24 protein-coding genes, 1 tRNA gene and 1 pseudogene are annotated in these 20470 nt (G+C 57.6%); 6 read left to right on the plus strand and 20 right to left on the minus strand.

Annotated elements, in window-relative coordinates:
- Positions 1-9 precede the first annotated feature (9 nt).
- The 12 genes from rlmN to trmJ all read right to left on the minus strand — a co-directional run bounded on the left by rlmN (position 10) and on the right by trmJ (position 9155).
- Positions 10-1158 carry a dual-specificity RNA methyltransferase RlmN gene (gene rlmN, locus GNF76_RS03120; protein WP_155581719.1) on the minus strand — a complete coding sequence of 383 codons (1149 nt, stop codon included), beginning with the start codon at positions 1156-1158 and terminating at the stop codon, positions 10-12.
- Positions 1159-1186: 28 nt separating this feature from the next.
- Positions 1187-1612, minus strand: a complete 426-nt coding sequence (ndk, locus tag GNF76_RS03125) for a nucleoside-diphosphate kinase (protein ID WP_017846179.1) — start codon at positions 1610-1612, stop codon at positions 1187-1189.
- Positions 1613-1700: 88 nt separating this feature from the next.
- Positions 1701-1901 (minus strand): Fe-S cluster assembly protein IscX, encoded by a 201-nt coding sequence (iscX, locus tag GNF76_RS03130; protein ID WP_155581720.1) that lies wholly within the window; start codon positions 1899-1901, stop codon positions 1701-1703.
- A gap of 14 nt (positions 1902-1915) precedes the next feature.
- Positions 1916-2257, minus strand: coding sequence for an ISC system 2Fe-2S type ferredoxin (gene fdx, locus GNF76_RS03135; RefSeq protein ID WP_003209674.1), 342 nt, complete (start codon positions 2255-2257; stop codon positions 1916-1918).
- 3 nt (positions 2258-2260) lie between these two features.
- Positions 2261-4123 carry a Fe-S protein assembly chaperone HscA gene (gene hscA / locus GNF76_RS03140; protein WP_155581721.1) on the minus strand — a complete coding sequence of 621 codons (1863 nt, stop codon included), beginning with the start codon at positions 4121-4123 and terminating at the stop codon, positions 2261-2263.
- Between the two features lie 51 nt (positions 4124-4174).
- Positions 4175-4696: a co-chaperone HscB gene (gene hscB, locus GNF76_RS03145; RefSeq protein ID WP_177083624.1), complete on the minus strand. Its 522-nt coding sequence runs from the start codon at positions 4694-4696 to the stop codon at positions 4175-4177.
- An 8-nt stretch (positions 4697-4704) separates the two neighbouring features.
- Positions 4705-5028: an iron-sulfur cluster assembly protein IscA gene (iscA, locus tag GNF76_RS03150; protein WP_017478657.1), complete on the minus strand. Its 324-nt coding sequence runs from the start codon at positions 5026-5028 to the stop codon at positions 4705-4707.
- Positions 5029-5055: 27 nt separating this feature from the next.
- Positions 5056-5442 (minus strand): Fe-S cluster assembly scaffold IscU, encoded by a 387-nt coding sequence (gene iscU, locus GNF76_RS03155; RefSeq protein ID WP_155581723.1) that lies wholly within the window; start codon positions 5440-5442, stop codon positions 5056-5058.
- A gap of 101 nt (positions 5443-5543) precedes the next feature.
- Entirely contained in the window at positions 5544-6758 is a 1215-nt protein-coding gene (locus GNF76_RS03160) for an IscS subfamily cysteine desulfurase (protein ID WP_155581724.1), read from the minus strand.
- Positions 6759-6808: 50 nt separating this feature from the next.
- Positions 6809-7300, minus strand: a complete 492-nt coding sequence (gene iscR / locus GNF76_RS03165) for a Fe-S cluster assembly transcriptional regulator IscR (protein ID WP_003210305.1) — start codon at positions 7298-7300, stop codon at positions 6809-6811.
- Between the two features lie 299 nt (positions 7301-7599).
- Complete coding sequence (cysE, locus tag GNF76_RS03170; protein WP_155581725.1) at positions 7600-8382, minus strand: serine O-acetyltransferase; 783 nt, start codon at positions 8380-8382, stop codon at positions 7600-7602.
- A 2-nt stretch (positions 8383-8384) separates the two neighbouring features.
- Positions 8385-9155: a tRNA (cytosine(32)/uridine(32)-2'-O)-methyltransferase TrmJ gene (gene trmJ / locus GNF76_RS03175; RefSeq protein WP_122720278.1), complete on the minus strand. Its 771-nt coding sequence runs from the start codon at positions 9153-9155 to the stop codon at positions 8385-8387.
- A 145-nt stretch (positions 9156-9300) separates the two neighbouring features.
- On the opposite strand from trmJ, the gene suhB reads away from it, so the two are divergent.
- Positions 9301-10116: a type III secretion system regulator SuhB gene (gene suhB / locus GNF76_RS03180; protein WP_003175971.1), complete on the plus strand. Its 816-nt coding sequence runs from the start codon at positions 9301-9303 to the stop codon at positions 10114-10116.
- An 88-nt stretch (positions 10117-10204) separates the two neighbouring features.
- Here suhB and GNF76_RS03185 read toward each other — a convergent pair whose 3' ends face one another.
- The 6 genes from GNF76_RS03185 to queA all read right to left on the minus strand — a co-directional run bounded on the left by GNF76_RS03185 (position 10205) and on the right by queA (position 16284).
- Entirely contained in the window at positions 10205-10753 is a 549-nt protein-coding gene (locus tag GNF76_RS03185; protein ID WP_178123157.1) for a glycine zipper 2TM domain-containing protein, read from the minus strand.
- Positions 10754-10876: 123 nt separating this feature from the next.
- A complete protein-coding gene (secF, locus tag GNF76_RS03190; RefSeq protein ID WP_155581727.1) occupies positions 10877-11791 on the minus strand; it encodes a protein translocase subunit SecF in 915 nt (304 codons plus the stop codon).
- A gap of 9 nt (positions 11792-11800) precedes the next feature.
- Entirely contained in the window at positions 11801-13669 is a 1869-nt protein-coding gene (secD, locus tag GNF76_RS03195) for a protein translocase subunit SecD (protein ID WP_155581728.1), read from the minus strand.
- Between the two features lie 62 nt (positions 13670-13731).
- Positions 13732-14070 (minus strand): preprotein translocase subunit YajC, encoded by a 339-nt coding sequence (gene yajC / locus GNF76_RS03200; protein WP_003175975.1) that lies wholly within the window; start codon positions 14068-14070, stop codon positions 13732-13734.
- A 43-nt stretch (positions 14071-14113) separates the two neighbouring features.
- A complete protein-coding gene (tgt, locus tag GNF76_RS03205) occupies positions 14114-15229 on the minus strand; it encodes a tRNA guanosine(34) transglycosylase Tgt (protein WP_178123172.1) in 1116 nt (371 codons plus the stop codon).
- A gap of 5 nt (positions 15230-15234) precedes the next feature.
- Entirely contained in the window at positions 15235-16284 is a 1050-nt protein-coding gene (gene queA / locus GNF76_RS03210) for a tRNA preQ1(34) S-adenosylmethionine ribosyltransferase-isomerase QueA (RefSeq protein ID WP_155581730.1), read from the minus strand.
- A gap of 108 nt (positions 16285-16392) precedes the next feature.
- On the opposite strand from queA, the gene GNF76_RS03215 reads away from it, so the two are divergent.
- From GNF76_RS03215 to GNF76_RS03225, 3 genes and pseudogenes are all read left to right on the plus strand, one after another.
- Positions 16393-16477: transfer RNA gene (locus tag GNF76_RS03215), tRNA-Leu, on the plus strand.
- A gap of 94 nt (positions 16478-16571) precedes the next feature.
- Entirely contained in the window at positions 16572-16898 is a 327-nt protein-coding gene (locus GNF76_RS03220) for a hypothetical protein (protein ID WP_155581731.1), read from the plus strand.
- Positions 16899-16984: 86 nt separating this feature from the next.
- Positions 16985-17352 (plus strand): annotated as a pseudogene (locus GNF76_RS03225) (PH domain-containing protein).
- 168 nt (positions 17353-17520) lie between these two features.
- On the opposite strand, the gene GNF76_RS03230 reads toward GNF76_RS03225, so the two are convergent.
- Together GNF76_RS03230 and GNF76_RS03235 are read right to left on the minus strand one after the other, a co-directional pair.
- Complete coding sequence (locus GNF76_RS03230; RefSeq protein ID WP_155581732.1) at positions 17521-17808, minus strand: DUF3077 domain-containing protein; 288 nt, start codon at positions 17806-17808, stop codon at positions 17521-17523.
- 934 nt (positions 17809-18742) lie between these two features.
- On the minus strand, positions 18743-19255 hold the full coding sequence (locus tag GNF76_RS03235; protein WP_155581733.1) for a type VI secretion system amidase effector protein Tae4: 513 nt from the start codon (positions 19253-19255) through the stop codon (positions 18743-18745).
- A 208-nt stretch (positions 19256-19463) separates the two neighbouring features.
- Between GNF76_RS03235 and GNF76_RS03240 the strand changes: the two genes are divergently transcribed.
- Together GNF76_RS03240 and GNF76_RS03245 are read left to right on the plus strand one after the other, a co-directional pair.
- On the plus strand, positions 19464-19754 hold the full coding sequence (locus GNF76_RS03240; protein WP_155581734.1) for a barstar family protein: 291 nt from the start codon (positions 19464-19466) through the stop codon (positions 19752-19754).
- A 428-nt stretch (positions 19755-20182) separates the two neighbouring features.
- Positions 20183-20461 (plus strand): colicin E3-like toxin immunity protein, encoded by a 279-nt coding sequence (locus GNF76_RS03245; protein ID WP_155581735.1) that lies wholly within the window; start codon positions 20183-20185, stop codon positions 20459-20461.
- Positions 20462-20470 lie beyond the last annotated feature (9 nt).

Genomic DNA, 20470 nt, shown 5'->3' on the forward strand with positions numbered 1-20470 from the left:
GATCCTCTCTCAGGTTCGAGTCGCGGCGCTTTGCGGCATATCGTCGGCGGCGCTCAACTCACGCACGGCGATATAACGTTCGCTACGACGGGTGCGATCCAGCACCTGTCCTACCAATTGGCCACAGGCCGCATCGATGTCTTCGCCGCGGGTGGTGCGTACGGTGACATTGAAGCCTGCATGGTGCAGTTGATCCTGGAAACGACGGATGGCGTTGTTGCTCGGCCGCTCGTAGCCAGAATGGGGAAACGGGTTGAACGGAATCAGGTTGATCTTGCACGGTACGTTCTTGAGCAGCTCGATCATCTCGACCGCGTGCTCGACCTTGTCGTTGATGTCCTTGAGCATGGTGTACTCAATGGTCAACACACGCTTCTCGCCCAAGGTCGCCATGTAGCGCTGGCAAGACTCGAGCAGCATCTTAAGCGGATACTTCTTGTTGATCGGCACCAATTGGTTACGCAATGCGTCATTCGGTGCGTGCAGCGACAACGCGAGGGAGACGTCGATGTGCTTGGCCAGCTCATCGATCATCGGTACCACACCGGAGGTCGACAGGGTCACGCGGCGCTTGGAAATGCCGTAGCCCAGGTCGTCCATCATCAAATGCATGGCCGCAACAACGTTGTCGAAGTTCAGCAGCGGCTCGCCCATGCCCATCATCACCACGTTGGTGATGGCACGGTCGGCGGTCGCCGGGATGCTGCCGAACGATTTATTGGCAATCCACACCTGGCCGATGACTTCGGCGGCGGTGAGGTTGCTGTTGAAACCTTGCTTGCCGGTGGAGCAGAAACTGCAATCCAGGGCACAGCCTGCCTGGGACGAAACGCACAGAGTGCCGCGCTTGCCCTGGGGAATGTAGACGGTCTCGACGCAGCTGCCGGACGCCACGCGCACCACCCACTTACGGGTGCCGTCGCTGGAGATGTCCTCGCTGACCACTTCGGGGCCGCGAACTTCGGCAATGGTCTTGAGCTTGTCGCGCAGGGCCTTGCTGACGTTCGTCATGGCGTCGAAATCATCGACGCCAAGATGGTGAATCCACTTCATTACCTGAGCGGCACGGAAACGCTTCTCCCCGATTGAGTCGAAGAATTTTTCCATTTCCTGTTGAGTCAGACCCAGCAGGTTGGTTTTTGCAGTCAATGTAGTCATGGATTCACCTTCACTCTTAAGCCAATGCTTAGCGAGTGGTTACTTCAGTAGCTGCGAAGAAGTACGAAATTTCGCGAGCAGCAGCGGCTTCGGAGTCCGAACCGTGTACAGCGTTGGCGTCGATGGAGTCAGCGAAATCAGCGCGGATGGTGCCGGCAGCTGCTTCTTTAGGGTTGGTAGCGCCCATCAGCTCACGGTTCAGAGCGATAGCGTTTTCGCCTTCCAGAACCTGAACAACAACAGGGCCGGAGATCATGAAAGCAACCAGGTCGCCGAAGAAACCACGGGCACTGTGCTCAGCGTAGAAGCCTTCAGCTTCAGCTTTGGACAGTTGCTTGAGTTTCGAAGCTACAACCTTCAGGCCGGCTTTTTCGAAACGAGTGGTGATCTCGCCGATGACGTTTTTTGCAACAGCGTCAGGCTTGATGATGGAGAAAGTACGTTGAACAGCCATGGTGTAACTCCAGAAACGGTAATTTACGAAAAATTAAACCCGCGAATTATACGCGGGTTCTTGGGTATTGCCTAACCTGCGGGGATGATCAGTCTATTTCTTCGATCCAGAGCGCCTGGACTGCCTCCAACACCTTCTCGCCGCAGCGACCGGAGGTATTGTCAAAATCAGGCAGCTCCATGATCCATCGCTGCAGGTCGACGAAGTTGACCGTCAGCGGACTGACATCCGGCTTGGCTTCAGCCAGTTCTTCAGCAATGCGTTGTACATCATTCCAACCGTAACTCATGACAGTTCTACCAGTCAGTGCGGCGCTTCGGCGGCATGGTTAAGCGAGTATTTCGGAATTTCGACGGTAAGGTCTTCTGTTCCCACTTTTGCCTGACAGCTCAAGCGCGATGTCGGCTCCAGACCCCACGCCCTATCAAGATAGTCCTCTTCCAGCTCATCAGCCTCTTCAAGGCTATTGAAACCTTCACGGATAATGCAGTGACAGGTGGTGCAGGCGTTGACGCCGCCGCAGGCGCTTTCGATCTCGATGTGGTTGTCGTGAGCGACTTCGAGAATGGACTTGCCGGTCTCAGCCTCCACAACCATACCGTCCGGGCAATGCTCGGCGTGTGGCAGAAAAATGATCTGCGGCATCAGTTAATCCTCAAGTTCGTTCAAGTTGCGGCCCGCCAGGGCGGCTTTCACCGTCTGGTCCATACGACGGGCGGCAAAGGCATCGGTCACTTGCGACAGGCGCTTGGTCTGCTGCTCAATGGCGTAACCATCGGTGCCTTTCATCAGTTCGGCCAAGTCCTGCATCTGCAGGTTGATGACCAGGCGCTCTTCAGCATCCAGCAGACGGTCGCCATCAGCCTCCAAGGCGCCCTGCACCGCTTCGAGCAGGCGCTGGGCATCGACTTGCTGCTCGCGCAGTACACGGGCGACCTTGTCGTCACCGGCGTACTGGAACGAATCCTTGAGCATCTTGGCGATTTCCCCGTCGGTCAAACCGTAGGACGGCTTGACCTGGATGCTGGCTTCAACACCTGAAGCCAATTCACGAGCGGCCACACTAAGCAAGCCGTCAGCGTCGACCTGGAAGGTCACGCGAATCTTCGCCGCACCGGCAACCATGGCCGGAATGCCACGCAACTCAAAGCGCGCCAGGGAGCGACAGTCGCTGATCAGCTCACGCTCGCCCTGCAACACATGAATCGCCATGGCCGTCTGGCCATCTTTGTAAGTGGTGAAGTCCTGGGCACGGGCGACAGGGATAGTGGTGTTACGTGGAATCACCTTCTCCATCAGGCCGCCCATGGTTTCCAACCCCAGGGACAACGGAATCACGTCAAGCAGCAGCAGTTCGCCACCATCGCGCTTGTTACCGGCGAGGGTATCGGCCTGGATCGCGGCACCAATGGCCACCACTTGATCCGGATCGATTTCGGTCAGCGGCTGGCGACCAAAGGCTTCGGCAACCGCTTCACGAACACGCGGCACCCGAGTCGAACCACCCACCATGACCACAGCGCCGACGTCTTCCAACTCGATACCGGAATCACGAACGGCGCGGCGGCAGGCTTTCAGGCTGCGGGCGACCATTGGCTCGATCAGCGCATCAAAGGCATCGCGCGTCAGTTGGGCCGACCAGCTACCGTAGGAAACCTCAACCGACGCGGCATCAGTCAGCGCTTCTTTGGCGGCACAGGCGGTTTGCAGCAAGTTACGTTGCGCACCCGGATCCAGGTCGGCAGACAAACCGGCGCTGGTGATGATCCAGCCAGCAATGGCGTGGTCGAAGTCGTCACCACCCAAGGCACTGTCACCACCGGTAGCCAGAACCTCAAAGACACCGCCGGTCAGGCGCAGAATCGAGATATCAAACGTACCGCCGCCCAAGTCGTAAATAGCGACCAGGCCTTCGGCGTGTTGATCGAGGCCGTAAGCCACAGCCGCAGCGGTCGGCTCGTTGAGCAGGCGCAGCACGTTCAGGCCGGCCAGCTTCGCCGCATCCTTGGTGGCCTGACGCTGAGCGTCATCGAAATACGCAGGAACGGTGATCACCGCACCGACCAACTCACCACCCAAAGTAGTTTCGGCGCGCTGGCGCAGAACCTTGAGGATATCCGCCGAGACTTCCACCGGGCTTTTCGGGCCCTGGACGGTGTCGATGAACGGCATATGGGATTCGCCGCCGACAAAACGGTACGGCAGTTGGTCGCCCAATTGCTTGACGTCGGACAGACCGCGACCCATCAAGCGCTTGACCGACAGCACGGTATTCAGGGGATCAGTGGATGCCGCCAGCTTGGCCGATTCACCCACTTCAGTGCGGTCAGCGTGATAACGCACGGCAGACGGCAGGATGACCTGGCCATCTGCGTCGGGCAGCGGCTCGGAAAGACCGCTGCGCAACGCAGCGACCAACGAATTGGTGGTGCCCAAGTCAATCCCGACCGCCAGACGACGCTGGTGCGGTTGAGGACTTTGGCCGGGTTCGGCGATCTGCAGTAGGGCCATGGTAATCAGGTCTTATCTGTCTATCAGGCGTGCAACATGGGCAGCACTGGGTTAATCGTCGAGGCGCTCTTCTAACTGGCGCACTTCGTAGGTGAGCTTGTCGAGGAACTGCATGCGCCGCATCAGGCGTTCGGCCTGTTCGCGTTGCGCCGCATCATCCCAACAAGCCGCGAAGCTTTCATTGAGTTCATCCTGGGCCACTTTCAGACGGCGCTTGAAGACCGCGACGCCAGCCAGATCGGCCTCGTCCTGCAGATCTTCGAGCTCTTCACGCCATTGCATCTGCTGCATCAGGAAATCAGGGTCTTGAACCGTGACCTCAAGTGGCAGCTCGCGACCACCCATGGCGAGCAGGTAGCGCGCGCGTTTGGGAGGGTTTTTGAGCGTCTGATAGGCTTCATTGAGGCTGGCCGACTGCTCCAGCGCCAGGCGCTGCTCACGCTCGGAAGCGTCAGCGAAGCGGTCCGGATGCACCCCACGCGCCAATTCACGGTAGCGCGTGGCAAGCTGTTCAAGGTCCAGGCGAAAACTCGGCTGCAGCTCGAATAAAGCGAAATGACAAGGAGTACCCACAATCAGCCTCAGATGTTGAAGCTTTCGCCGCAGCCACATTCACCGCGTACGTTGGGGTTGTTGAACTTGAAGCCTTCGTTCAACCCTTCCTTGACGAAATCGAGTTCGGTGCCGTCCAGGTAGGTCAGGCTTTTCGGGTCGATGATCACTTTCTCGCCGTGACTTTCGAACACCTGATCTTCCTCAACCACCTCGTCGACAAACTCCAGCACGTAGGCAAGACCGGAACAGCCCGTGGTGCGAACACCCAGACGAATCCCCTCACCTTTGCCGCGCCCGTCAAGGGAGCGTCGCACGTGTTTAGCCGCCGCTTCTGTCATGCTGATAGCCATCGTGACTCCTTACCCGTCGCCAAATGCTTAGATCAAGCCTTTCTTCTGCTTGTAGTCGCGAACGGCCGCCTTGATGGCGTCTTCTGCGAGTACCGAGCAGTGGATTTTCACTGGCGGCAAGGCCAGTTCTTCGGCCAGTTGTGTGTTGCTGATGGTGACAGCCTCATCCAGGGTCTTGCCTTTCATCCATTCGGTCGCCAGGGAGCTGGAGGCGATGGCCGAACCGCAGCCGTAAGTCTTGAACTTGGCGTCTTCGATGACGCCCTGATCGTTGACCTTGATCTGCAGGCGCATAACGTCGCCGCACGCCGGAGCGCCGACCATGCCGGTGCCCACATCTGGGTCTTCCGCGTCCATCTTGCCGACGTTACGCGGGTTTTCGTAGTGGTCGATGACCTTTTCGCTGTAAGCCATGGTACTGAATCCTCACTCATCAGGGCCGCTCTGGAACCCTGCAAAAACGCCTGCGTTTTCCGCCACGTTTTTACAGAGCCTTTGGGTGGCGGCTTCTATATTTAGTGTGCCGCCCACTCGATCTTGGAGATATCGACACCGTCTTTGTACATGTCCCACAGCGGCGACAAGGTGCGCAGCTTGGTAACAGCCTCGCAGACTTTCTGCGCGGCGTAGTCAACTTCTTCTTCGGTGGTGAAACGGCCGAACGTAAAGCGGATCGAGCTGTGCGCCAACTCGTCGTTGCGGCCCAGGGCGCGCAGGACGTAGGACGGCTCAAGAGAGGCCGAGGTGCAGGCCGAACCGGACGAAACCGCCAGATCCTTGAGCGCCATGATCAGCGACTCGCCTTCGACGTAGTTGAAGCTCAAATTCAGGTTGTGCGGTACACGGGCAGTCATGCTGCCGTTGATGTACAGCTCCTCAAGGTTTTCGACCTGCTTGTAGAAGCGATCGCTCAGGGCCTTGATACGTACGTTTTCGGCAGCCATGTCTTCCTTGGCCACACGGAACGCTTCGCCCATGCCGACGATCTGGTGGGTCGCCAGGGTGCCGGAACGCATGCCGCGCTCGTGACCGCCGCCATGCATGGTGGCTTCGATGCGCACGCGAGGCTTGCGGCTCACGTAGAGAGCGCCGATGCCTTTAGGGCCGTAGGTCTTGTGGGCAGAGAACGACATCAGGTCGACTTTCAGCTTCGACAGGTCGATATCGACCTTGCCGGTGGACTGAGCGGCGTCAACGTGCAGCAGAACACCTTTGGAGCGAGTCAGCTCGCCGATGGCCGCGATGTCGTTGATGGTGCCAATTTCGTTGTTCACGTGGATGACGGAGACCAGGATGGTGTCTTCACGCATCGCCGCTTCGATCATCGCAGGGGTCACGATACCGTCGGTGGTTGGCTCGAGGTAGGTGACCTCAAAGCCTTCACGCTCCAGTTGGCGCATGGTGTCGAGGACAGCCTTGTGCTCAATCTTGGTGGTGATCAGGTGCTTGCCTTTGGTGGAGTAGAAATGCGCGGCGCCCTTGATTGCCAGGTTGTCGGACTCGGTGGCACCGGAGGTCCAGACGATTTCACGCGGATCGGCATTGACCAGGTCGGCGACCTGGCGACGAGCGTTTTCCACGGACTCTTCGGCTTTCCAGCCGAAAACGTGGGAACGGGACGCAGGGTTGCCGAAGTTTCCGTCAACCAGCAGGCATTCGCTCATCTTTTGCGCGACACGCGGATCAACCGGGGTAGTCGCTGAGTAATCAAGGTAAATCGGCAATTTCATGGACTTTCTCCTAAATCAGGCTGGCTGGCGCGCCGTTAGCTCTGCGGCTGTCACTCGACGGCGGACGCTTCAATCTTGTCCAGACGCGGCGCCTTGGTGTTGCAACGGCGCTGGTCCTGACGCTGGGCTACTTCTTGCACCTCACGGCGAGTCACAAGATCAGCCAAGCTGATACCACTCAAAAATTCATGGATCTGCAGGCTCAAATCACACCACAAGTGGTGGGTCAGGCAGGTGTCGCCGGCATGGCAATCACCCAGGCCCTGGCATTTGGTGGCATCGACGGATTCGTTGACCGCGTCGATCACCTGGGCCACCTGGATGCCCTGCATGTCGCGGGACAATTGATAACCACCACCCGGACCACGAACACTGGAAACCAGATTGCTGCGGCGCAATTTGGCGAACAGTTGCTCGAGATAGGACAGGGAAATGCCTTGGCGCTCGGAGATATCGGCCAGGGACACCGGCCCATTTTGCGCGTGCAAGGCCAGGTCAAGCATGGCGGTTACCGCGTATCGGCCTTTTGTAGTCAGTCTCATGGACAAGTACCAAGGTGTTTCAGAATGGAAGCAAGTATGCGATTCCCGAGTATTTAAGTCAACTATAAGACCTAGTACTTTAGTCGGGATTACCCGTAAAAAGGGCGCGCGAATAATAGCAGGATGGGGCGGCATGGACCAGCGGGAACAAGGCCAAGCCCCCAGCCTCAAGACCAATGGAGATCAAATGTGGGAGCTGGCTTGCCTGCGATGACGGTTTGCCAGCCAACTTATTTAGCACCGAGACACCGCCATCGCAGGCAAGCCAGCTCCCACACGGACCGCACCCGACTCAAAAGTCAGCCGGCTTTGGTAGCGCTTTCGTCCTTGATCTCGGCAAAGTCTTCTTCGCGCAACTCAGGCAGGTCCTTGGCGCAGTAGCTGCTACCCAGCTCCTTCAGCGCCCCGCACATGCCGTCCAGCTTGCCGTCCACCGCCTGCAGATGGTCAAGCAACTGGCCAATGGCACGAGCCACCGGGTCGGGCATGTCTTCGCTGACACCGTAGGCATCAAACCCGATCTTCTCGGCCATGGCCTTGCGCTTGGCTTCCTGCTCATCACCCACTTGTGGCTTGACGATGATCCGCCCCGGAATACCCACCACAGTTGCCCCAGGTGGCACAGCCTTGGTAACCACAGCATTGGAGCCAACCTTGGCCCCTGCACCGACAGTAAACGGACCAAGCACCTTGGCGCCCGCCCCCACTACAACACCATCTTCCAGGGTCGGGTGGCGCTTGCCCTTGTTCCAGGTGGTACCACCCAGGGTCACGCCCTGATACAGGGTCACATCATCGCCAATTTCGGCCGTCTCACCGATCACAATGCCCATGCCATGGTCGATAAAGAAGCGACGCCCTACCTTGGCCCCCGGATGAATCTCGATCCCGGTCAACCAGCGCCCGAAGTTCGACACCAGCCGCGCCAGCCACTTCCACCCCATATTCCACAAGGCGCCGGACAGACGATGAATCCAGATGGCGTGCATGCCGGGGTAGCAGGTCAGTACTTCAAAGGCGTTGCGCGCTGCCGGGTCACGGTGGAAAACACTCTGGATATCTTCTCGCAAACGCTCGAACATTTTTAATCCTTCCGCTTAAGAAGCTCGCCACGGGCCGCTTTCTGGGTTTCCGTGAGGATGCCACGCAATATATTCATTTCCGCTCGGCTGACCGAGCTGCGTCCGTACAACCGACGCAGGCGCGCCATCAAGTGCCGTGGCTTTTCAGGATCGAGGAATTCAATGGCCACCAGGGTTTGCTCCAGGTGCTCATAGAACCGCTCCAGTTCGTCCATGGTGGCCAATTCGCCACTCTTGGTCGATGCAACCTCGTCCTTCTCAACCTTGCTGGGCTGGCCTTCAGCCGCCAACCAGGCCATGCGCACCTCATAACTCAACACCTGCACCGCCGCCCCGAGGTTCAGCGAGCTGAACTCAGGGTCTGAGGGGATGTGCACGTGGTAATGACATCGCTGCAGCTCGTCATTGGTCAGGCCGGAATCCTCGCGACCAAAGACCAAAGCGATTTCAGCACCACCAGCGGCCTCCTCGACCACCTTGGTCCCACACTCGCGAGGATCCAACAGCGGCCAGGGAATACGACGGTCACGAGCGCTGGTGCCGAGCACCAGATTGCAGCCCACCAGAGCGTCTTCCAGGGTGGCGACGACCTGGGCTTTTTCAAGGATGTCATTGGCGCCAGACGCACGGGCATCGGCCTCGTGGTGCGGAAACACACGCGGTTCGACCAGCACCAGGCGCGTCAGCCCCATGTTTTTCATGGCTCGCGCCACCCCACCGATGTTGCCGGGATGACTGGTATTGACCAAGACGACACGAATGTTTTGCAGCAAGGGAGGCGCTCTCGGACACGGGAAAGGGGAGCAAATCTTACAGAACAGCCTAAGGTTATGCCATGAAAGCTAACGTCGTCCTTCACCTGAAGAAAGTTTCTGCTAGAATGCTCGGCTTTCTTTAACAACCTTAGGTGACACATCCATGCAGCCCATGCTGAATATCGCGCTGCGCGCCGCCCGCAGCGCCAGTGAATTGATCTTCCGCTCCATCGAGCGCCTGGATACCATCAAGGTCGACGAAAAAGACGCCAAGGATTACGTATCCGAGGTGGATCGCGCCGCCGAACAGAAAATCATCGACGCCCTGCGCAAGGCCTACCCTACCCACGGCATCCTCGGTGAAGAAACCGGCCTGCACAAAGGCAGCGGCGAAGGCGAAGACTACCTGTGGATCATCGACCCACTGGATGGCACCACCAACTTCCTGCGCGGCATCCCGCACTTTGCCGTGAGCATCGCGTGCAAATACCGTGGCCGCCTGGAACACGCTGTTGTTCTGGACCCGGTTCGCCAGGAAGAATTCACCGCCAGCCGTGGCCGTGGCGCCCAGCTCAATGGTCGCCGCCTGCGTGTCAGCGGTCGCACCAGCCTGGACGGCGCCCTGCTGGGTACCGGCTTCCCGTTCCGTGACGACCAGATGGACAACCTGGAAAACTATCTGGGCATGTTCCGCGCCCTCGTAGGCCAGACCGCCGGCATCCGTCGCGCCGGCGCGGCAAGCCTGGACCTGGCTTATGTGGCCGCTGGTCGTTTCGACGCATTCTGGGAGTCGGGCCTGTCCGAGTGGGACATGGCTGCAGGCGCCCTGCTGATTCAAGAAGCAGGCGGCCTGGTGAGCGACTTCACCGGCGGTCACGACTTCCTGGAGAAGGGCCACGTGGTTGCCGGCAACACCAAATGCTTCAAGGCAGTACTGACGGCGATCCAGCCGCACCTGCCGGCCTCGCTGAAGCGCTAAGCGAGCGAGCACAAAAAAGCACCGCTGGGGGTGCTTTTTTTATGCCTGGTTTTTGAGTGAGCCCTGAAGAACACTCAATCAAGGCGACTTATTGGCCCGGTTGATTCTGACCCAGTACCAACTGCCCTTCTTTGTTCACCGGAATCTGGCCGCCTGGATCACGATCCATGCGCACGGAACCTTCCTTGCCATCCAGCAGATACCGCACGTCATACCCGACAACCTTGTCACTGATGTCATTCACAGTGTTACAGCGGGTTTGAGTCGTGGTGTAGGTATCACGGTTCTGCATGCCTTCCTGAACCTTGTTACCGGCATAACCACCACCGACCGCACCCGCCACGGTGGCCAGCTTCTTGCCATTACCACCACCAACCTGATTACCCAGCAGACCACCGGCCAGCGCACCGACCACCGTACCGACGATCTGATGCTGGTCCTGTACCGGCCGCTGCCGGGTCACTGCGACGTCCTTGCAGACCTCACGCGGGGTTTTGATCTGGGTTTTCACCGGCTGCACCGCCAGCACTTGCGCATACTCAGGGCCGCTTTTTACCAGGCTGTAGGTGGCAACAGCGCCCCCGGCAGTCACACCGACAGCACCCAATACCGCACCAACCAGCAACGACTTGTTCACATGAACCTCCTGACCATCACAAACGGACCGATACGTCCGCGCTATACCCAGCCTTGGAGCAAAAAAAAAGGCGCGAGTTCAATACTCGCGCCTTCTTTGTAACAGCAGATCAACAAACGCCCATCAAGGACGGTCGTCGACCTCCTTGCCAGTGCTGGCCGGAGGGATCAAATCTTCGCTGTTGAGATTCAGCCAGATCAGCACCACGTTGGCGATGTAGATCGACGAGTAGGTACCTGCCAGCACGCCGATAAACAGCGACAGCGAGAAGCCCCACAGGTTGTCACCACCAAACACCATCAGCGCGGTAATCGCCAGCAACGTCGAGATAGACGTCGCCATGGTGCGCAGCAGGGTCTGGGTGGTGGAGATGTTGATGTTCTCGATCAACGTCGCCTTGCGCAGTACGCGGAAGTTCTCGCGAACCCGGTCGAATACCACAATGGTGTCGTTGAGGGAGTAACCAATGATCGCCAGCACTGCCGCCAATACCGTCAGGTCGAAGGTGATCTGGAAGTACGCCAGAATACCCACGGTCACCACCACGTCGTGAATCAGCGACACAATGGCGCCGACCGCGAACTTCCACTGAAAGCGGAACGCCAGGTAGATCAGGATGCCGCCCAGCGCCATCAGCATGCCGAGGCCGCCCTGGTCGCGCAGCTCTTCACCCACTTGCGGGCCGACAAACTCGACACGCTTGACCGTCGCCGGGTTATCGCCACCCGCCTTCTGCAAGGCCTCGGCTACCTGGTGACCCAATTGCGGGTCTTCGCCCGGCATACGCACCAGCAGGTCGGTAGTCGCACCGAAACTCTGCACGATGGCCTCGTGGTAACCGGCCTGGTTCAGCTCGGTCCGCACTTGGGTAACATCGGCTGCCTTCTCGTAGGTCAGCTCGATGAGCGTACCGCCGGTGAAGTCCAGACCATAGTTCAGGCCCTTATGGAACCAGCTGAACAACGCCAGGACGGTAAGGAGCACAGTGACGCCGAACGCAACGTTGCGAACGCCCATGAAGTTGATTGTACGTAACATGGCAGCCCCTTAAATCCACAACTTCTTGAAGTCACGCCCGCCAAAGATCAGGTTGACCATTGCGCGGGTCACCATGATGGCCGTGAACATCGAGGTAAAGATCCCGAGGGACATGGTCACCGCAAAGCCTTTGACCGGGCCTGTGCCCATGGCAAACAGGATGCCGCCGACCAACAGCGTGGTCAGGTTGGCGTCGAGAATCGCGGTAAATGCCCGGCCGAAGCCTTCGTTGATTGCCCTTTGTACGGTCATGCCGGCGGCGATCTCTTCACGAATCCGCGAGAAGATCAGCACGTTGGCGTCCACCGCCATACCCATGGTCAGTACGATACCGGCGATGCCTGGCAGGGTCAGCGTAGCCCCCAGCAGCGACATCAAGGCCAGCAGCAGCACCATGTTCACCGCCAGTGCGACCGTGGCGATCAAACCGAAGAAGCGGTAGATGGCCATGATGAACAGCGACACGAACAGCATGCCCCACAAGGAAGCATCGATACCCTTGGTGATGTTGTCAGCACCCAGGCTCGGGCCAATGGTGCGCTCTTCAGCGAAGTACATCGGCGCCGCCAGACCACCGGCACGCAGCAGCAGTGCCAGCTCGGACGATTCACCCTGGCCGTTCAGGCCGGTGATACGGAACTGAGCACCCAGCGGCGACTGGATGGTCGCCAGGCTGATGATCTTCTTCTCTTCCTTGAAGGTCTGTACCGGCACGTCTTTCTCGACGCCGTTGACCATCTGCTTGGTGTAGGTGGTAACCGGACGCTGCTCGATGAAGATCACCGCCATGCTGCGACCGACGTTGCTGCGAGTCGCGCGGTTCATCAGCTCGCCACCATGACCATCCAGACGGATGTTCACTTCAGGCGTGCCATGCTCGCCGAAACCCGCCTTGGCATCCGTCACCTGGTCACCGGTGATGATCAGGCCACGCTCGATCTGAGCCGGAGGACGGTTGCCTTCACGGAACTCGAAGGTTTCGGAAGTGGCTTTCGAAGCACCCGGCTCTGCAGCCAGACGGAACTCAAGGTTGGCGGTCTTGCCGAGTATCCGCTTGGCTTCAGCGGTGTCCTGCACGCCTGGCAGCTCAACCACAATGCGGTTGGCACCCTGACGCTGAACCAGCGGCTCGGCCACACCCAGCTCGTTGACGCGGTTACGTACCGTGGTCAAGTTCTGCTTGATGGAGTATTCACGGATTTCCGCCAGCTTGGCCGGGGTCATCGCCAGACGCAGTACCGCCTGACCATTGAGGTCGGCCGGAACAATGTCGAAATCGTTGAAGTTCTTGCGGATCAGCGCACGGGCTTGTTCGCGACTGGCTTCATCAGCAAAGCCCAGCTGGATAGCGCCGTTGAGCTGCGGCAGGCTGCGATAGCGCAACTTCTCTTTACGCAGCAGGCTCTTCACATCGCCTTCATAGACTTTCAGGCGAGCGTCGAGGGCCTTGTCCATGTCCACTTCCAGCAGGAAGTGCACACCACCGGACAAGTCCAGACCCAGCTTCATCGGGTGCGCGCCAATGCTGCGCAGCCATTTTGGCGTGGTCTGTGCCAGGTTCAGCGCGACGACGTAGTCATCACCCATGAACTTGCGCACAACGTCTTTGGCCGGCAATTGGTCTTCTTGCTTGGTCAGGCGCAACAAGCCGCCCTTGCCATCAGCTGCCAAGGTTGCCGCTTTAACCTGGATACCCGCGTCGGTGAGCGCTTTGCTCGTGCGGTCCAGATCAGCCTGATTAACCTGCAACGCAGTGCTGGCGCCAGTGATCTGGATCGCCGGGTCATCAGGATAGAGATTGGGAGCGGAATAAATAAAACCGATCGCCAGCACCGCCAGGATCAGTACGTATTTCCACAGAGGGTATTTGTTCAGCATCACGCCGCCCGCTTATAACGCGGGGCGCCTTGCGCGCCCCGTCGATTGGTAAAGGTTGGAACTTAGATCGCTTTAAGCGTGCCTTTTGGCAGCGTGGCGGCGATGGCGCCCTTCTGGAACTTCATTTCTACGGTGTCGGAGACTTCCAGAACCACGAAAGCGTCGGAAACCTTGGTGATCTTGCCAGCGATACCGCCGGTGGTCACAACTTCGTCGCCTTTCTGCAAGCTGCCCAGCAGGTTCTTCTGCTCTTTGGCGCGCTTGGCCTGTGGACGCCAGATCATCAAGTAGAAGATGACCAGGAAGCCGACCAGGAAAATCCACTCAAAACCACCACCCATAGGACCGGCAGCGGCCGGTGCAGCGGCATCAGCCATGGCATTAGAGATAAAAAAGCTCATTTAGCACTCCAGTTGCAAATAGTGAATCTTAGGGTCGGAAAACTCAGTCCAAGGGCGGCACAGGCAGCCCGCGCTTGGCATAGAAGGCATCGACGAAGGCGGCCAATGTACCCTGTTGAATAGCCTCGCGCAAACCAGCCATCAGGACTTGGTAGTGACGCAAATTGTGGATGGTATTCAACATGCTACCCAGCATTTCCCCACACTTGTCCAGATGGTGCAGATAAGCACGGGAGAAGTTCTGGCAGGTGTAGCAATCACAGGTGGGATCCAGCGGCGAATCATCATGGCGATGGAACGCGTTACGGATCTTCAGCACGCCTGTATCGATGAACAGATGCCCATTGCGGGCATTACGGGTTGGCATCACGCAATCGAACATGTCCACACCGCGGCGCACACCCTCTACGAGATCTTCCGGTTTGCCAACGCCCATAAGGTAACGAGGTTTGTCAGCCGGCATCAGGCCCGGCAGGTAATCCAGCACCTTGATCATCTCGTGCTTGGGTTCGCCCACCGACAGACCGCCGATGGCCAGGCCGTCAAAACCGATCTTGTCCAGGCCTTCCAGGGAACGCTTGCGCAGGTTTTCGTGCATGCCGCCCTGCACAATGCCGAACAAGGCCGCAGTGTTGTCACCGTGGGCATTCTTCGAGCGCTGGGCCCAACGCAACGACAGCTCCATCGAGATCCGCGCCACTTCTTCATCGGCCGGGTACGGCGTGCATTCGTCAAAAATCATCACGATGTCGGAGCCCAGGTCACGCTGGACCTGCATCGACTCTTCCGGCCCCATGAACACCTTGGAACCGTCCACCGGCGAGGCGAAGGTCACGCCCTCTTCCTTGATCTTGCGCATGGCACCCAGGCTGAACACCTGGAAACCCCCGGAGTCGGTCAGGATCGGGCCTTGCCACTTCATGAAGTCATGCAGGTCGCCGTGCTTCTTGATCACTTCCGTGCCCGGGCGCAGCCACAGGTGGAAGGTATTGCCCAGGATGATCTCGGCGCCGGTGGCGACGATATCCCGTGGCAGCATGCCTTTCACCGTGCCGTAGGTACCCACCGGCATGAACGCCGGGGTCTCGACGGTGCCACGCGGAAAGGTCAGGCGACCGCGACGGGCCTTGCCGTCGGTGGCCAGCAGTTCAAACGACATACGACTCATACTTGTTCCTCTGGGCCGCGCGGCGCCGGATTGCGGGTGATAAACATCGCATCACCGTAGCTGAAAAAACGGTATCCATGCTCGATGGCGGCCTTATAGGCGGCCATGGCTTCGGGATAACCCGCGAACGCCGACACCAGCATCAACAGCGTGGATTCCGGCAAATGGAAATTGGTCACCAGGGCATCGACCACATGAAACGGCCGGCCTGGGTAGATAAAGATATCGGTGTCACCACTGAACGGCTTAAGCACGCCATCACGCGCCGCACTCTCCAGGGAACGCACGCTGGTCGTACCGACCGCCACCACACGACCACCGCGCGCCTTGCACGCGTTGACCGCATCCACCACCTCCTGGCTGACTTCCAGCCATTCGCTGTGCATGTGATGGTCTTCGATGTTATCCACACGCACCGGCTGAAACGTCCCGGCCCCCACGTGCAGGGTCACAAAGGCAGACTCGATGCCCTTGGCGGCAATCGCTTCCAACAACGGCTGATCAAAGTGCAGCCCCGCTGTCGGCGCCGCCACCGCGCCCAGGCGCTCGGAGTACACCGTCTGATAGCGCTCGCGGTCCGAGTCTTCGTCCGGACGGTCTATATAAGGAGGCAACGGCATATGCCCGACCCGCTCCAGCAGCGGCAGTACTTCCTCGGCAAACCCCAGCTCGAACAACGCATCATGGCGCGCCAACATTTCAGCTTCACCACCGCCGTCGATGAGGATCTTCGACCCTGCTTTCGGCGACTTGCTGGAGCGCACATGGGCCAGCACACGATGGCTGTCCAGCACCCGCTCCACCAGAATTTCCAGCTTGCCGCCGGAGGCTTTCTGGCCAAACAGCCGTGCCGGAATCACCCGGGTATTGTTGAAAACCATCAAATCGCCCGGGCGCAAATGCTCAAGCAAATCAGTGAATTGACGGTGTGCAAGGGCACCGCTGACCCCGTCCAGGGTCAGCAGTCGACTGGCGCGACGCTCGGCCAAAGGGTGGCGAGCGATCAGCGAATCAGGGAGCTCAAAAGTAAAGTCAGCAACGCGCATGATGGGGTTCGTCTAGCAGGGCCGGGAAGTCTAGCGGAAATAGTGAAAATAGACCATGAAACGTGATTGACCAACGGTAATCTCATCTCTATACTTCGCCGCCATTGAGCCCTGATGGCGGAATTGGTAGACGCGGCGGATTCAAAATCCGTTTTCGAAAGGAGTGGGAGTTCGAGTCTCCCTCGGGGCACCATCTTAAAAAAAGACCTTGAAATTCAAGGTCTTTTTTTTCGCCTGTAGAAAAGTGCCGGTTGGCGGCCGCACGAGACAGCAGAGGAACCTGGACCATGGAGTTGACGCTGGAGACGGTGGCGCTATTCGCCCTCAAATTGGCTTATGAGACAGACGGTGGCAGCCCGGTTTTGCGGGACGATCTGATCATGAGCGAGTATGAGAGGGAGGTGTTTGGGTTGCTGGTGCGCAAAGGCGACCTCGGTGCCATTCAACTCAAGCTCGATGAGTGCATCGCGCAGGCATTGCACGCCTTAGGTGCCGACACCGTGCTGGGTCGCGAGCTGCAAAAACTGGCGACTGAGGTTCACCAAGCCTCAACGCTCGAGGAACTCAACACGCCACTCGACGCACTCAAGGACTACCTCAAAGCCATCCAGTGACACCGTTCCCCTGTGGGAGCCGGGCTTGCCCGCGATGGACGTCAACGATAACGCGCCCTCACTGGCTCACCACAAGGACCGTCAACATGATCGACTTCAACAACAAAGGCTTCTTCAAGCTCAAGCAAAACAACGAATACGCCGAACGCGTATCGTCCCTGCTGCTGGATGACGAGCACGTCATCGACGCCTACAAAGCCATGCGCGACGGCGTGGTCTTCACCACCAAGCGCATCATCGCCGTGAACGTGCAAGGCATCACCGGCAGCAAGAAAGACTTCACCTCCCTGCCCTATAAAATATCGTCGCGTATTCGGTGGAAACGTCTGGCACGTTTGACCTGGATTCGGAGTTGGAGATTTACTTTTCGTCGGTGGGGAAGGTTAAGTTTGAGTTCACCGGGAAGACGTCGATTGTTGAGATATCGAAGTTGATTTCCAGGCATGTGCTCTGACTCCACCGAAGCCGTCAGACGCCCAACAAAAAAGACCTCGAATAACGAGGTCTTTTTTTGCCTACGGAAAAGTACTCCTGGATAAACTCAATCAAATGTGGGAGCTGGCTTGCCTGCGATGACGTCCTCCCACACCCTGCAAAACCAACTACCTAACCACCAACCACCCTACTCAACCGCCCCATTCGGCAACATCCCGTTCGCCAAATCATCCACCACCGCCTTCGCCATCTCCCCCAAATAATGCGCAGCCCAAGCGTAGCGATCAGCGCCCTTATCCATGGCTGCGTCCAAGGCCAGCATTTTTGAGCAGTGGAGCAGGACAGAAGCGTGCTCTAGAGCATCGCGAATGGGTACGCCGGAATTGACGCGGAAGAGGTGGTGAAGATCCGACTGCTCGCCGCAGGTGGAAAAGGTGATAACGCCGAGGGTTTTGTTGAGAGGTGGATTGATCATTGGGCACCTCCGGAATGGACCGGAGCGTGAATTGCAAAACAGCAAAGATACGACCTGGCAGAAACGCTCATTGGCTTAGCTCCTAATGTAGAGAGCTGCCACATTCGTTTCTCATGCGAATGGGTGGCAGCTATGCGCGGGCTGAGAAACCGGGACAATAGGAAAACCCGGCAGACCCGAAGGTCTCCCACGCATAGCCGCCATGACACAGATATGCGGGCACAAAAACAGCGCCAGCAGTCTAATGGATGGTGGCGCCTATGCGCCTATTGTTTCGGATTCTCAAGCCCGGCCGCTGAATTGGCAGCGACGGAACAGACAGTAATGCCGTAGGAAGCAGGCTGAAAGTCGCACTTTGTGGCGAGATCTTTCTAAAGCAGGGAAACACCGAAAAAACAAAGGTTTGAGTCTCTTCCTGCAAAAAATGGACTTCCGGTGAGGTCGCACCTGACCATACCTTCTCCTATAGCCGAGATCAGCCCCCTGAGGGGGCGGATTTATTTACTACCCCCTCTGCGTTAATAAAAATGGCCAGCCGCTTCATCCGTCATATCCCATCTCAATTCCTGCGCTTGCTACGTCAATGCCATCACCTTCCGACTGCCCTCACCACGCAGCCTCTTGAACGCAATCAAACGGTGAGCCGGACTCGCCAATGGAGCCAGTCTTGGCAAATTGAACAACACTCCCAAAGAGCAAATGCTTCAAACCCGCCCCCTCCGCAGCCGTCTAAGATACGAAACCACACCCCCCACAGCCGCAACGACAATCACAACAGCATTCCCCAACAACCAGATCCCAAAGTTGCGACTCTGCTCCCCATCCCCCTCGTAAAACGGCCCAAAGTAGACAGAAGCTGCTACGAACACCCCGTTGAACACAACCACCGCCAAAACAACCACCAAAATGACAAACAACGTGCCTTTGACAATGCTCATATAACCTTCCAAAACCAGATTTCCCTAGACTCGTGATAATCCGAGAATGTGCCTTCAATCGAGAAGCCCAGTTGAATACGAGGGTAGCTCAACCAGTCCGTCAGTCTGCGCCCGTTCCACAAGTCGATGTGGTCGCCGCTGCGGTTACCGAAGGTTTCATTGCCTCGGCGCCAGAAGTCTTTGAAGAAGATGATGCCTTGCTGCCCTGACAGTGTGTCTTCGAAGTGTTCGGGCTTTATCTTTTTCACTGGTTGTACACCAGGAATGCTCGCCAGGCTTAAGGCTTTAGCCATTTCCTCCGCCGCCAGGATATGGCCTTCACTTTTGGGGTGATGCCAACAATAGCGCACGCCTTTCAATTTACTGAGGTCGGCGCCTGCTCTGCGCATGGCCACACCAAGGTTGATGGCGCATTGATCACTGAAGTTTTTGGCCCCGTTGGTTCTACACGGAGCAGCATCTCCAAAAATTTCCGGATGGTTTTTCCATAACGTGTTGAATGTGAGCATTCTGCTTTTCCCTGGCGTTTTGTGCTTGCGCACCGTAACAAACGGCTCACATTCGATGGCGGTTACCTCGAAGCCCGAATGAAAATCGGAAGGGTCCTACTGACGTGTAGGCTTTGATTGCAAGAATGCAGGGACAAACCACAATTTGCGCACTCTCAAATCCAGTCGAACTCACACTTCCCCCACAGACCTTACATCCGGTGAATAAATGGCCAGATTGCCAGTAATAAAAATCGACTTGAGCCCCATCAACGAATCCAACCAACTCCACTCAACCCTAAGCAACGCACTCGGCTTCCCCGACTGGTACGGCCAAAACTGGGACGCGTTCTGGGATGCCATCACCAGCCTGGTAGAGATGCCAATAAAGCTGGAGCTTGTTGGCTGGAGTATTTTCTCGGAACGCTTGCCCCGCGACGCGAGGCTCATGCGGCAGTGCCTTACGGATATGACGATCGAATACCCGGATCTTGCGCCAGAGATTCATTACCTAAGCTGATTGAGCCCTGCGCGCCCTGAGCTGAGTTATAGGAGCCCATTGCTCAAAATGACTTTTCCCACGTACACCATCGAACAACGAGAATTTCAGCCTCTCCCCCGCTCTCATAGGCTCACTCCCCTGCACAGGGAAGTGATCCAGTCATGCCAGAACGCGCTTATCCGATACAGCTGAGACGGCGAATTTTGACCCCGCAGCCTTCGCGGGCGCCTTATTCATCGTTCATTGATTTGCCCGACGTTGTTCCCGCTTCCACGCCTGAGCCCGCCAAGGTTCCGGGCTACGTATTCGCCAAGTCGTGCCAACTGCCCAACGGCATCATCAGTTACAACAACCCTACCGGTGACGCATTTGATCCCTATACCGCCGAACGTCGAGGGCCAGCAAAAAATAACCGCCGAATTTATAGATAGCGTGGAGCGTCCAGAATGGTTATGAAAGTCAGATTGCGATGGTATGACAAGTACAGCAATTACGTTAAAGCGGATGAATATTCGGCAGAATTTGATGATGACAACAGCTTTTTTGAGGCGTTAGGTTTGAACCAAGAACCTGCGATATATGCCGATGTGTTCAACGTTCTTCCAAGCTGGATAGCGATTATCCAACCACATTTTCAGCATGTAATTGAACCCGAACAGTTCGATTACCAAATATCTTTCCGCTACCAAGGTAAATGGCCGCCCCAACCCACCAAGCTGCCATAAAAGGAACCC

This window comes from Pseudomonas spelaei, assembly GCF_009724245.1.
Lineage (GTDB): Bacteria > Pseudomonadota > Gammaproteobacteria > Pseudomonadales > Pseudomonadaceae > Aquipseudomonas > Aquipseudomonas spelaei.

Bases quoted from the DNA above. Each gene is read 5' to 3' on its own strand.
- GNF76_RS03230 (WP_155581732.1), bottom strand. From the start codon at position 17,808: ATGATCAATCCACCTCTCAACAAAACCCTCGGCGTTATCACCTTTTCC.
- queA (WP_155581730.1), bottom strand. From the start codon at position 16,284: ATGCGCGTTGCTGACTTTACTTTTGAGCTCCCTGATTCGCTGATCGCT.
- yajC (WP_003175975.1), bottom strand. From the start codon at position 14,070: ATGAGCTTTTTTATCTCTAATGCCATGGCTGATGCCGCTGCACCGGCC.
- cysE (WP_155581725.1), bottom strand. From the start codon at position 8,382: ATGTTCGAGCGTTTGCGAGAAGATATCCAGAGTGTTTTCCACCGTGAC.
- iscR (WP_003210305.1), bottom strand. From the start codon at position 7,300: ATGAGACTGACTACAAAAGGCCGATACGCGGTAACCGCCATGCTTGAC.
- iscA (WP_017478657.1), bottom strand. From the start codon at position 5,028: ATGGCTATCAGCATGACAGAAGCGGCGGCTAAACACGTGCGACGCTCC.
- GNF76_RS03235 (WP_155581733.1), bottom strand. From the start codon at position 19,255: ATGCTCACATTCAACACGTTATGGAAAAACCATCCGGAAATTTTTGGA.
- GNF76_RS03220 (WP_155581731.1), top strand. From the start codon at position 16,572: ATGGAGTTGACGCTGGAGACGGTGGCGCTATTCGCCCTCAAATTGGCT.
- tgt (WP_178123172.1), bottom strand. From the start codon at position 15,229: ATGTCGTTTGAACTGCTGGCCACCGACGGCAAGGCCCGTCGCGGTCGC.
- GNF76_RS03160 (WP_155581724.1), bottom strand. From the start codon at position 6,758: ATGAAATTGCCGATTTACCTTGATTACTCAGCGACTACCCCGGTTGAT.
- GNF76_RS03240 (WP_155581734.1), top strand. From the start codon at position 19,464: ATGGCCAGATTGCCAGTAATAAAAATCGACTTGAGCCCCATCAACGAA.
- secD (WP_155581728.1), bottom strand. From the start codon at position 13,669: ATGCTGAACAAATACCCTCTGTGGAAATACGTACTGATCCTGGCGGTG.
- fdx (WP_003209674.1), bottom strand. From the start codon at position 2,257: ATGCCGCAGATCATTTTTCTGCCACACGCCGAGCATTGCCCGGACGGT.
- suhB (WP_003175971.1), top strand. From the start codon at position 9,301: ATGCAGCCCATGCTGAATATCGCGCTGCGCGCCGCCCGCAGCGCCAGT.
- hscA (WP_155581721.1), bottom strand. From the start codon at position 4,123: ATGGCCCTACTGCAGATCGCCGAACCCGGCCAAAGTCCTCAACCGCAC.
- iscX (WP_155581720.1), bottom strand. From the start codon at position 1,901: ATGAGTTACGGTTGGAATGATGTACAACGCATTGCTGAAGAACTGGCT.
- rlmN (WP_155581719.1), bottom strand. From the start codon at position 1,158: ATGACTACATTGACTGCAAAAACCAACCTGCTGGGTCTGACTCAACAG.
- secF (WP_155581727.1), bottom strand. From the start codon at position 11,791: ATGTTACGTACAATCAACTTCATGGGCGTTCGCAACGTTGCGTTCGGC.
- GNF76_RS03245 (WP_155581735.1), top strand. From the start codon at position 20,183: ATGGTTATGAAAGTCAGATTGCGATGGTATGACAAGTACAGCAATTAC.
- ndk (WP_017846179.1), bottom strand. From the start codon at position 1,612: ATGGCTGTTCAACGTACTTTCTCCATCATCAAGCCTGACGCTGTTGCA.
- iscU (WP_155581723.1), bottom strand. From the start codon at position 5,442: ATGGCTTACAGCGAAAAGGTCATCGACCACTACGAAAACCCGCGTAAC.